This window comes from Dyadobacter sp. HNCC25DJ186 (genome assembly GCF_056895235.1).
Map to the genome: position 1 here is coordinate 1,150,613 of NZ_JBXHAS010000001.1, position 11,737 is coordinate 1,162,349.

The 11,737-nt window shown below is 39.8% G+C and carries 9 protein-coding genes; 3 read left to right on the plus strand and 6 right to left on the minus strand.

The window, feature by feature from the left end; all coding sequences use genetic code 11:
• Nucleotides 1-19: 19 nt before the first annotated feature.
• From AC1XUO_RS04945 to AC1XUO_RS04970, 6 genes are all read right to left on the minus strand, one after another.
• Entirely contained in the window at nt 20-943 is a 924-nt protein-coding gene (locus AC1XUO_RS04945) for an alpha/beta fold hydrolase (RefSeq protein ID WP_483328640.1), read from the minus strand.
• Nucleotides 944-1,034: 91 nt separating this feature from the next.
• Entirely contained in the window at nt 1,035-2,147 is a 1,113-nt protein-coding gene (locus AC1XUO_RS04950) for an acyltransferase family protein (protein ID WP_483328641.1), read from the minus strand.
• A 124-nt stretch (nt 2,148-2,271) separates the two neighbouring features.
• Complete coding sequence (locus tag AC1XUO_RS04955; protein ID WP_483328642.1) at nt 2,272-3,519, minus strand: MFS transporter; 1,248 nt, start codon at nt 3,517-3,519, stop codon at nt 2,272-2,274.
• Nucleotides 3,520-3,696: 177 nt separating this feature from the next.
• On the minus strand, nt 3,697-4,242 hold the full coding sequence (locus tag AC1XUO_RS04960; protein ID WP_483328643.1) for an O-acetyl-ADP-ribose deacetylase: 546 nt from the start codon (nt 4,240-4,242) through the stop codon (nt 3,697-3,699).
• Nucleotides 4,243-4,254: 12 nt separating this feature from the next.
• Nucleotides 4,255-4,680: a response regulator gene (locus AC1XUO_RS04965; protein WP_483328644.1), complete on the minus strand. Its 426-nt coding sequence runs from the start codon at nt 4,678-4,680 to the stop codon at nt 4,255-4,257.
• Nucleotides 4,681-4,823: 143 nt separating this feature from the next.
• Entirely contained in the window at nt 4,824-5,405 is a 582-nt protein-coding gene (locus AC1XUO_RS04970; RefSeq protein ID WP_483328645.1) for an ASCH domain-containing protein, read from the minus strand.
• 147 nt (nt 5,406-5,552) lie between these two features.
• On the opposite strand from AC1XUO_RS04970, the gene AC1XUO_RS04975 reads away from it, so the two are divergent.
• From AC1XUO_RS04975 to AC1XUO_RS04985, 3 genes are all read left to right on the plus strand, one after another.
• Nucleotides 5,553-5,894 (plus strand): four-helix bundle copper-binding protein, encoded by a 342-nt coding sequence (locus tag AC1XUO_RS04975; RefSeq protein ID WP_483328646.1) that lies wholly within the window; start codon nt 5,553-5,555, stop codon nt 5,892-5,894.
• Between the two features lie 179 nt (nt 5,895-6,073).
• Nucleotides 6,074-10,645, plus strand: coding sequence for a carbohydrate-binding protein (locus AC1XUO_RS04980; protein WP_483328647.1), 4,572 nt, complete (start codon nt 6,074-6,076; stop codon nt 10,643-10,645).
• A gap of 352 nt (nt 10,646-10,997) precedes the next feature.
• A complete protein-coding gene (locus AC1XUO_RS04985) occupies nt 10,998-11,420 on the plus strand; it encodes a secondary thiamine-phosphate synthase enzyme YjbQ (RefSeq protein ID WP_483328648.1) in 423 nt (140 codons plus the stop codon).
• Nucleotides 11,421-11,737: the final 317 nt, after the last annotated feature.

Genomic DNA, 11,737 nt, shown 5'->3' on the forward strand with positions numbered 1-11,737 from the left:
TGTTATAATGTCTGATTGACTACTTCAACCACCCTTCAATACTATCTAAAAACGCCATTTGCTGATCAGCATACAAATAATGGGAGCAATTGTTCAGGAATTTGAAATTTGTTGCTCCAACCAAATTTTTCATACCCATCATTTGTGTTGGCGAAAAAATACCATCCTGCTTGCCATACAACGCATAAATATCCATGCCTTTCTTCCTGAGATGTTCTAAAACAGGCTTTACATTGATATTATTCCGCGGTTCATTTTTATAGAAAAGTGCTGGTGCATTTTTATTTCTGATATTGCTTTTATACAATTCATCCGTTTCATAGTCATTGTAAATTTTTACAGCTTCTTTATCCGGGTTTGCAACTTTAAAATATCCATTTTCCGAAGCCAGGGCAAAACATTCCCCACGGTATTCAGCAGAATTTTTATCCAGAATTTCCACCTCGGTAACTTTTTTAAGCTTTTCAGCTTCACCTTTTTCCGTGTATATTTTCCTGACCGAACTTAAAATATGGTCGTAAGATTCTTGTTGATTAAATAACGCGCTCACCAGGATCAACGAATTAATCTTTTCCGGATATTTTTCTGCATAGAGCGTGCTCACCAAACCCCCAAAACTGAATCCTATCAGAGTTGCCTTTTTGAGGCCATACGTTTTGTAAAGATTATTTAAATCGTTAAAAGCCTCATGGTAGTTAATTTTAGCATTTTTATAAGCAGAGCGGCCTTCTCCTCTTCTATCATAAACAATTACATAAAAGCCTCTTTCAGCTAGTTTTTTAGCTGTTGTTGCTTCAAAGTGTACAGCGTTTCCACTGGGGCCACCGTGAATAAATATGACGGGTTTATTATTCTTATCGCCAAAAGTCTTACTGTATAATGTCTGTCCGGAAGCAGTGCAAACGGTAAAAAGCAACATCACGAATAGTAGCAATTTTTTCATTTTTAGTCTTATTAGCATGGCGTTAATGGAAAATCTATTATTTGGTGTTATTTCAATCTATATCGTCATTTCTCTCCTCAACGATAAATTGTTAAATACCGGGTATACCTACTGCACTGTTTGCAGCAACAGGTTTAAGTTTTCTTTTTAATCTTAAAATTGGCTTTTCTATGACATAGTATGAAAAATACCCAATCAGAAAAACGATAATCAGATTTTGGGGAAACAGATTAAACCAGTATTTATAAATATTTGTCAGAAATATTTGTTGCCAGACATAAAGGGAATACGACAAAGTTCCGATATTCACCATCACTTTATGGTTCAGAAATTTTGTAAAAATCGTTGGAATATACATGATCCAAAAAAGCAGGATTAATATAAAAATATTGTCTAAACTGATCCCAAATGGCAGTTGATAAGCTCCTCCATAAGCTAAGGATAAGGACGGTGATAGAATAAAAAGAAATAACAATGTAAAAACGATCAACCATTTATTATTTAAATAATCAATAAAAACAGACTTAAATCTTTCCGTTTTCTCGATCAGAGCACCCAGACATCCTATCAGAATAGAATCGCCGCCTGTATGTAACATCCACGCGATTTGTCCCCGATTCTCCGGCATGAGAAAGTATGAAGCAACTCTTAAAACAGGCATTAAAACGATGACTGCTATTAATACACGAAAAAAACGTGACCTGGAATCATTTGAATAAAAAAAGGCAAAAGTAAATGGCCAAAATAAATAAAACTGCTCTTCCATCGATAACGACCAGAAATGCCCTAAAAACCAGTTGGCATTTCCTGAGATATTTACCCATAGAAATTTATAATTCCATACGTAAAACAATGCGGGAAACACATCTGATACTTTGTCAATAATATTGGGGATGTAATATAATTTCAGAAGTACTACCACCAGGATATAGAGATAAAAAATAGGAAATATCCTTAACATCCTACGCAAGAAAAATTGTCTGATGTTAATAATTCCTGTTTTTGCTTCTTCGATTATTAATATTTTTGTGATTAAATAACCACTTAAAACAAAGAAAATCCTGACGCCAAGCCCCGCATTGGCCAGAAAGTTGAATAGAAAGTGGCCTCTTAAAATCTGCGGCATTGTTGGTCCTGCATGAGCCAGCAAGACCATTATAATGGATATAGCCCGAAGGCCATCAATACTTTTAATTCTATTCATGAGAAGGGGTAAGTTTCCGATAAAATTCAGCAACGTATAAAGGTATGATTATAAAAAACACAATCAACATTAAATACGTTAGAGAAAGAATATCAGACATTTACAATCTCACATCATAGTTCCATTACGTCAATCGCATCGCAAACAAATCTTTCGACTTCAAATACACATAGGTAACAACGAGAAGTGTTATCGCTCCGCCTGCCAGAACAGTCGGAATTGGACCGGCAATTCTTGTGGCTAATCCGGATTCGAAAGCACCCAGTTCATTAGAAGAACTTACGAAAATGCCACTTACAGAAGCCACCCGCCCGCGCATTTCGTCTGGTGGAAAAATCTGCATAATCGTTTGACGAATCACCACACTGATACTATCGCAAACACCGGTCGCGAAAAGTGCAACGCAAGAAAGCCAGAAATTTGTCGACAACGAGAAAATGATTGTGAAAACCCCAAAGCCAGCCACCGCGATCAGCATGTTACGCCACGCCTGATGGGTTGGCGGAAAATGCGCCATGCCAAACATGGTGATCAAAGCGCCAACCGACGGAGCGGCTCTCAATAATCCCAAACCTTCCGGGCCAACATGCAGAATATCCTCAGCAAAAACCGGCAAAATCGCGATTACTCCGCCAAACAATACGGAGAACATATCCAGAGAAAGTGCGTACAAAATGATTTTTGTACGGAAAACAAACCTCAGACCGTCACGAAGACTTTCCCAGATCGATATTCCTGCATGACGAATATTAACCGGATTCGTTTTTATAAGTGTGATTAATACCAGACAAAACACCATGGTGAGCATAATGCCCAAAAGCGTTTCCGTTAAGCCTAGATATACATACAAAAAACCGGCAATACCTGGCCCTAAAACTGCCCCTGCCTGCGAAAAAGTACTGCTCCAGGTTGATGAATTAGAATAAAATTCCCTCGGAACGAGAAACGGTTTCAAAGAAGAGGAAGCGGGTGAATAAAAACCCTTTGCCAGGCCGATCAGAAAAAATGCAGCATAAACGGCCCATAAATGCTGATTTTTGTTAAGTGCCGCGAGCCATTCCGGTTGAAATAAAAAATACAGAATAGCTGAACCTGCGATAATCACGCACAAACTGATACGAAGAATAATCCTCCTGTCATAACGATCAGCCACGTGACCGCCAAAAAGCGAAACTGTGATAAACGGTACGACTTCTGCCAGACCGATCATTCCCAGAGCCAGCGGATCATGAGTTAATCGGTAGAGCTCATAGCCAATTATCACTTCCTGAATAAGAAGCGCGGACCGGTATAAAAAACTATTGGCAAGAAAATAACGGAATTCGGGAAAACGAAGTGCGGAGTATGCGTCGTGCTTTTCGGGTAATTTCAACGTGTCGTTCAAATGGTTTAAATAAAAGTCAACCCTGAATATAAATGGGTTAGCCCATATTTAAACAACAATAATTATCGATCTGAGTTCTTGGTTTTTGAATTGTTTTGGCATCTCAAATCGTTTTTAACAATTATATTTTTATAGTTCAAAAAATCAATTAAAAAATATAATTAGTCAGGAATACATGCTTAACACATTTAACTGTTGCTGAATAAGCTGATAATTCTCTTCGTCAAAACAGGCAAAGATTACGCTTTCTATTTCACTATTTTTTGAGAGAAAACCTGAAACCGTACTCACAGCGATCTGAGCGGCCTGTATTTTGGGATATCCATAAACACCAGTACTAATGTTGGGAAAGGCAATAGATTTGCAATCATTTATGACGGCCAATTGTAGCGAATTGATATAACAGGAAGCCAGCTTTTCATGCTCACCATTTTTCCCTCCATGCCAAACGGGACCAACGGTATGGATAACAAACTTTGCTGGCAGTTTCCCCGCCGAGGTTATAACCGCTTCTCCGGTTTGGCAGCCACCCTGTTCTGAAACAATTTTCTTACAAGCCTCCAAAATCCCGGAGCCGCCCGCTCTGTGAATTGCTCCGTCCACACCTCCTCCACCCAGCAACGATGAGTTGGCAGCGTTGACAATTGCATCCACATTAAGCCTTGTGATATCACCCTGGATAACTTCAATTCTGGAACTTAACGTTTTCATAGTGCTGCTGATTTAATAACATTCATCTGGTTTTATACAAACTTTCCAGTAATCTACAATGATCTGGATGGTCTTCTCAAAGTCCTGAAAAGAAGCTGGTTTTCGAAAAAAACCTTGCACCGAAGAACAGTATGCATCAATTACAATTTTATGATTTGGAGAAGTTGTGAAAAACAAATAAGGTATACACTTCACATTAATATGATCGTTCTGTTTCACCTGATCCCGCACTTCCATACCGTTAATCCTTGGCAGATTTATGTCTGACAAAATTAACAACGGTTTTGTATCCGTTTCATTTAAGTAGTTAAGTGCTTTAGCGCCATCTTCAAAAAACAAAATCGGATTCGTGTATGCAAGATTCTTGAATGTTTCTGCTATTAAAAACTGGTCTTCCAAATCATCCTCAATGACTATTATCGGTCCGTCATTATTCATACCCTGACATATTTAATTAAGTTATCAGAACCATTTATAATTTGATACTTAAAATAACCATTCCAAATTAAAATCAGATTAGAAGAATCCCAATTGCGTTTACTCTTACAAATAAAAAAGCCGAACAGAATCCGGCTTGTTCATTACTGACTTATCAATCTTAAATATTCTTCACCTCTGGGCGATAATGTGTAACCAGGCTCATGGCTTATTGTAAGTCCAAGTCCTTTTAGTTTCCTAATATTTAATTTGAGCCATTCTTTTTCTTTTTTTGCTTTAACGGCAAGATCAGCTGCCTTCATTTTGGGATTTTCCTTGATGACCTGCAAAGTTTTGGTCGTCCATTTACCCACTTTGCTGAATTTGTCCAAATTTTCAAGCGTCGTTTTCAGCGTCTCAAATTCTTCCTCGTCCAGTGTTACACTTTCTCTTAATTCGATTCGCGGGTCTTCAGAATCAAATGCTACCTCGATTTTATAAATCAGGCCTTCTTTCTGGCTTTCCAAAAGCTGAGTTAAAGCCTGTGCACTGGTAAAACCAGCCTGATTAGCCTCTGAGTCAGATATTTCGTTCAAAGATATTTCCTTTGTTGAAATAATTTTTATTACACCCACGCTGGTTTTAATAAGACTTCCGGCAGTTACTGTCAGCTTTTTCCATTTACGGAATGCGATAGATATGGTGCCTGCCTTAATTCCTTCAAGGTGTTTTTGTTTAAATAGCATAGTTAATTCAATTTCAAAATTTTCATAAAGGTAATCTTTCTACGGCTAATATTTTGGTTGTGTAGCGCAACACATTTCAGCAGAATAAGCTGGCAAGATTTTATTAGATATCAGTTCAACACATCAATAACGATCAAAAAAGAACTTATGGCTAATTCAACACTACAAAACTGTATCGATTTATGTAATGCCTGTGCGGCTGCCTGTAATTATTGTGCAAGTGCTTGTTTGAAAGAAAAAGACGTGAACATGCAGGCCAAATGTATAAATCTGGATTTGCAATGCGCTGCTTTATGTTATGCCACTGCACAATTACTAACCCTGGATAGCGAATTTGCTGATGATCTTTGTAAGGTTTGTGCGGATGTATGTAATGCATGTGCCGAAGAATGTGAAAAACATGCAGCTATGGGGATGAAACATTGCGAAGTATGTGCCGAAGCCTGCCGAAAGTGTGCAGAAGCTTGCTCAGAAATGATAACAGCTTGAAATTTAAATATCCAAAATATAAAAGCTAAAAGCGTCAAGTTTATTCCTTGGCGCTTTACGACTTTTAATTAGGCAATTATTTTACCTGGCGGTGCGAATTGTTTCTACAATTATTAAATATTGTCTACAAAAAATTGAAAACAAGAGTATCTTAGATGAAAAATTCAAACATTTCATCTATGAGAAAACTTCTGCTCTGCGTAATATTTTTTTTTGCTGCGTTTCTGAGTTTTGCTCAGACAATCTCCTCATTTCCAGGAAAACTGGAAGCAGAGAGCTTCACTCAAATGAATGGAGTGGTAGTTGAAACAGCCGGTGATACTGACGGCGGACAAAACATTGGTTACATCGAAGACGGAGACTGGATGGATTACCAGGTCGATGTTACCACAGCCGGCGCGTATACCTTCAATTTCCGCGTTGCAAACAGTCATGGATACGGAATTTTAGAACTTAAGACTGTTGCAGGTGAGGTGCTTGGACAGGTAAATATTCCACAAACGGGCGGCTGGCAAAACTACATTACTGTCAGCACGCAAGCGGTACTACCTGTTGGTGTTCAAACCATCAGAATTTTTGCTAAAAGCGGTTTATTTAATTTTAACTGGTTTGAAGCCATCCAGGAAAATCTTATTCCAGGAAAAATTGAGGCCGAAGCCTATTCCGCAATATATAACGCGAACACTGAAAATACGGAAGATGCCGGCGGTGGAATGGATATCGGTTGGATCGGCGATAATAGCTGGATAGATTATGAGGTAAAAGTGTTAACAGCCGGAATATATACTTTCAAATTCCGTGTTGCAAACGGGTTCAGCGATGACGCCTCGCTTTCTTTGAAATCATCAGATGGAACAGTATTAGGCGAAATAAACAATCTTCCAAGGACAGGCGGTATGCAAGGTTGGGGACTAGCCAGCCTGACTGCGTCTTTACCAGCGGGCACGCAAACGTTACGTGTTTTTGCAAAAAAAGGAGTTTTCAGTTTGAATTGGTTTGAAGCAAAAGGTTCTAGATCTATACCGGGCAAGATTGAGGCTGAGGACTTTGACGTTTCAAGCGATGTAAGAACAGAAGATACCGGAGATGCTGACGGAGCAAAAAATGTGAGCTACATCGATGATGCCGATTACCTGGACTACAATGTCAACGTGACTTCTGCCGGAAATTATTTATTCAGTTTCAGGGTAGCAAACAGCTGGGGAGATGGCAATATCCAGATAAAAAATGCTACCGGAATCGTTCTTGGCAGCGTTGACATACCTCGGACAGGAGGGTGGCAAACGTATATTAATGTCAGCACAATCGTTTCCCTGACACCAGGAAGTCAGGTCATCCGGATTTACGCAAATCGCGGATCCTTCAATTTTAATTGGTTTGAAGTTGAAAAGGCCAATCTTGTTCCAGGAAAAATTGAAGCAGAAGATTTCTCTGCAACAAGTGGAGCAGGAACAGAACAAACTGCTGATGCAGACGGAGGACTGGATGTTGGCTGGATCGGCGACAATGGCTGGCTGGATTATCATGTGAAAGTAGCAACAGCGGGGATTTACTCTTTCAAATTCCGGTATGCAAATGGATTTAGTGATGATGCCACACTGGAACTTCGTGCCGCTGATGGAACTGTTTTAGGAACCATTAATAATCTTCCACGTACGGGCGGGATGCAAGGATGGAGCACATCGAACTTAACCGCTTCATTACCAGTTGGCGATCAGGTGATACGTGTTTTTGCAAAAAAAGGAGTTTTTAGCTTAAACTGGTTTGAATCCATAGTCTCAAAACCTCTGCCTGGAAAAATCGAAGCAGAAAATTATGACCTATCCAGCGATATCAGAACAGATGATACCGGGGATATCGACGGTGGAAAAAATGTCAGTTATATTGACGACGGAGATTTTCTGGATTATAATGTCAACGTAGCTTCTTCTGGCACTTATGCTTTCAACTTTCGGGTTGCAAACAGTTACGGTGATGGGCTAATCGAAATAAAAAATGCGTCTGGAAATGTATTAGGTCACGTAAATGTACCGCGTACGGGCGGATGGGAATCTTATATTACGCTCAGTACAACTGCAAACTTAAATGCCGGAAGCCAGATCCTGAGAATATATGCAAATAAAGGTGCTTTTAATTTCAACTGGTTTGAAGTTTCAACAGATGAATCTGCGCCGGAAAAAGTACAGGCTGTGATCACGTTCTCAGAGCTTCCTACAAGAAATGTTGGATCAGGGGTTTTCGATCTTGCAGCCAATAGTACAAATAACGAAACGCCGATCACTTTCACTTCTTCAAATCCGTCAATCGTTTCAGTATCTAATGAAACAGGGAGTTGGAAAGCGACCATTCATACGGAAGGTACAGTAACGATTTCAGCTTCACAGGCCGAAAGCACCAACTTTCTTGCGGCTGGAAATGTGACAAGAAATCAGGTTATTCAACCTGCTTCAGCACCTGATGTACCTTTGAAAGGAGAAAAGATTACACTGGATCCAAAACGTTGGTATCAGTTGAACAATACTGCCAGAGGTATGGACGGACTTTTTGATGGGGATACCCAAACAGAGGTTCAGCTTGGGTGGGGTTTGGCATTAAGTTCCTGGGACGCCTACTATCCCTTGTTGGATGGAGAGCAAATAACACTGGAAAGTCTGAAATTTTTCGACTTCACAGGCAATTTCAAGGAGAATCCGATGACCTTGTCTGTGATAACAGATCAATGGGAACGTATTCCTGTTGCCACTTTCACTGGTGAAATTTATAATGGCTGGGTAGGGCCCTATCCGGATAGAAATCTTTCCGGTAATGCCCAGTTTAACTTGGATCATCCGGTTTCCAACATCCGTTATTTGGTCATCAATATTAAAAGTGGACTACCTACCGAAATTGAATTATATGGAACACATTCAGGCGGAACAAAACCTGTAACGCCAATTCCGGCAAAAAATATCAGACTTCGGGATATGTTCGGTGTAAATGCCTATGAATGGAATTTTGAAGATGGCAACAGTCCATGGCAAATCAATGAGGACAAAATGAACGCTGCAAAAAGTTTTACCGGTATAAGACATTACATGGACTGGGGAAAACTTGAATCATCGGAAGGTGTGTTTTCATATAATCCTACGCTTAGCGGTGGTTGGAATTACGACGCCATCTACGAACGTTGTAAAGCAGCCAATATCGAAGTTTTAGCCGATTTAAAAACGATTCCGGAATGGATGAAAGAAACTTATCCCGCTGATCTGCAAGATAATGAGAACGTACCTGTCCGATTTGGAAAAGATTTTGCAGATCCATTGTCTTATATCGAACAGGCAAAAATTGCATTTCAGTACGCAGCGCGATATGGAAGCAATACAAATGTGGATCCTGGTTTGCTGAGTGTTCACACAACGCCCCGGTGGTTTGGAGACACACCTAATTCGGTTAAAATAGGTTTAAATCTGATTAAATATATCGAATGTGACAACGAGCGGGATAAATGGTGGAAGGGCCGGAAAGGTTATCAGACTGCGAGAGAATATGCCGCGAACTTATCGGCATTTTATGACGGACACAAAAATACGATGGGTACGGCTGTTGGCGTAAAAAATGCTGATCCAAACATGAAAGTCGTTATCGCAGGGCTGGTAACGGGTTCAGATTATGTAAAAGGAATGGTAGACTGGTGTAAACAATTCCGCGGATACAAGGCAGATGGTTCTGTCAATTTATGCTGGGATATTGTAAATTTCCATTTATATACTGATGACGCGTCATCTTCCCAAAGTGGAACCTCCACACGTGGCGCAGCACCAGAGGTGACTAACGCCAACACGATTCTGGATAAATTTATCGAAGTTTCCCATGACGTTTCCCAGGACATGCCCGTGTGGATTACGGAGGCAGGTTATGATGTTAATCAGGGTAGCCCGTTAAAAGCGATTCCGATTGGGAATAAAACGGCTATGGAAACACAAGGAGACTGGATATTGAGAACTTCATTATTTTCAGCTCGTCATGGCGTTTCAAAAGTATTCTTTTATCAAATGTATGACGACAATAACTCAGGGGGAATGTTTGGTACTTCCGGACTTATTAATGGAGATCTGACCCGCAGGCCCGCTGCTGATTATTTTCATCAGGTGAACAAACTTTTTGGTGAGTATGCTTATAAAGAAACAACGAATCAGGATCCCATTGTTGACCGTTATGAACTGAATGGAAAATCACTCTATATTCTGACAGTTCCTGATGAAAAAGGCAGAACTGCGAATTATACATTAAATATTGGTGAATTTAATGGTGCCAAAATTTATCGTCCAAAAGCCGGAAGTGATAATATGGATATGGAAGAAGTCGAAGCGCTGGGTGGAAATTTGACTATCACAGCTACTGAAACGCCAACTTTTATTATCCCATCCTCAGCCTCAAATGCCAGGCAATCCGTCGTTGATTCCGCATTATCGGTAAATTATCTTGCCGCTACGGAAAAAGAGCCTTTTACTTTACACAATTCAGTGAATGTTTACCCAAATCCAACGGTGAACTATATCACAGTTGATATGAAAAATAATAGCAACGCTCCGATAGAAATCAATTTGTTTGATGCCGGAGTTGGAAGGCTTCATAAAAAAATATATTTCCAGACCGGTAATGCCTCGGAGGTAGAAAAAATCGATATTTCAACGTTACCAGCAGGTGTTTATATCCTTGAAATCAAACAAGGAAATGACCGTGCTTTCAGGAAGATTGTGAAGGGTTCATGATACTTATTCTTTATATGTAAAACGGGATTTCAGAAATAAAAATCTGAAATCCCGTTTTTGCTGTTGAACAGGTCGAGTATTATCATTTTGATACTGAAACTGTGCAAGACAATCCTGCTTGAATAAATGGTGAATGAAAAAGAAAAGCCAGGCAAAAATTAGAGTGTCCATTTAAGTATCTGCATTGATTCAATTTACGTCGGAAGACGTTAGGAGTATAACAGCGATCAGCAATAATAAACCTTTAATTTTAGATGAGATAAATTGACAGAGTGACTTACCATTTTTTTTACAAAGGGTACTCGGGACTAGTATATATTAATTACAATGAAATCAGCCATCACCAAAAGCTATGAAAATGTTCCAGGAGATTATACAGTTAAAAGAAAAAAGAAGAGGTTTTCATTTGATCACAAGGGAAATTATGCAGACAATGCCGGAGATCAATGAAATAAAAATGGGTATGCTTCAGGTATTTATTCAGCACACTTCTGCTTCACTGACTATCAACGAAAATGCAGACCCAACGGTGAGAGAAGATTTTGAGATGTTTTTTAACAAAACTGTTAAGGAAAACGATCCGGATTATAGGCATGATTATGAAGGTTCCGATGATATGCCGGCTCATTTAAAAGCTTCTCTGCTGGGCAGCTCGGTCATCATTCCTATTCGAAATGGAAAGTTAGCTCTGGGAATCTGGCAGGGAATTTATCTTTGCGAGCATCGGGATTTTGGTGGCTCTCGAAGTTTAGTTGTAACGGCCTGGGGTGTTTAAATTGCCATGACGAGTAGTAATCGGCATGATTTAGAACCAACGTTATCATTCCTACGCAAATCAGAGTCTGGGAAGAGAGGAATAACGCAAAAAAAATCCCATCTCTTATGAAGATGGGATTAGTTGTAATCGTATTTGGCGACTAAACTGCGCGCCCCGCCTACTTTACCAGGTTTGACCGCGTCACGTTGACCGCGTCGCGCTGACCCAAGTATTATCGGCGGTTCTGGGCTGGGCTTTCGACCAAGCTGGCGCAGCCTGGAAGAGGTCAACAACGCAAAAAAAGACCATCCTTTTGAGATGGTCTTCGTTTAATA

Coding starts and splice junctions, on each gene's coding strand:
- AC1XUO_RS04985 (WP_483328648.1), top strand. CDS start 10,998: ATGAAAATGTTCCAGGAGATTATACAGTTAAAAGAAAAAAGAAGAGGT.
- AC1XUO_RS04980 (WP_483328647.1), top strand. CDS start 6,074: ATGAGAAAACTTCTGCTCTGCGTAATATTTTTTTTTGCTGCGTTTCTG.
- AC1XUO_RS04975 (WP_483328646.1), top strand. CDS start 5,553: ATGGCTAATTCAACACTACAAAACTGTATCGATTTATGTAATGCCTGT.
- AC1XUO_RS04965 (WP_483328644.1), bottom strand. CDS start 4,680: ATGAATAATGACGGACCGATAATAGTCATTGAGGATGATTTGGAAGAC.
- AC1XUO_RS04960 (WP_483328643.1), bottom strand. CDS start 4,242: ATGAAAACGTTAAGTTCCAGAATTGAAGTTATCCAGGGTGATATCACA.
- AC1XUO_RS04945 (WP_483328640.1), bottom strand. CDS start 943: ATGAAAAAATTGCTACTATTCGTGATGTTGCTTTTTACCGTTTGCACT.
- AC1XUO_RS04970 (WP_483328645.1), bottom strand. CDS start 5,405: ATGCTATTTAAACAAAAACACCTTGAAGGAATTAAGGCAGGCACCATA.
- AC1XUO_RS04950 (WP_483328641.1), bottom strand. CDS start 2,147: ATGAATAGAATTAAAAGTATTGATGGCCTTCGGGCTATATCCATTATA.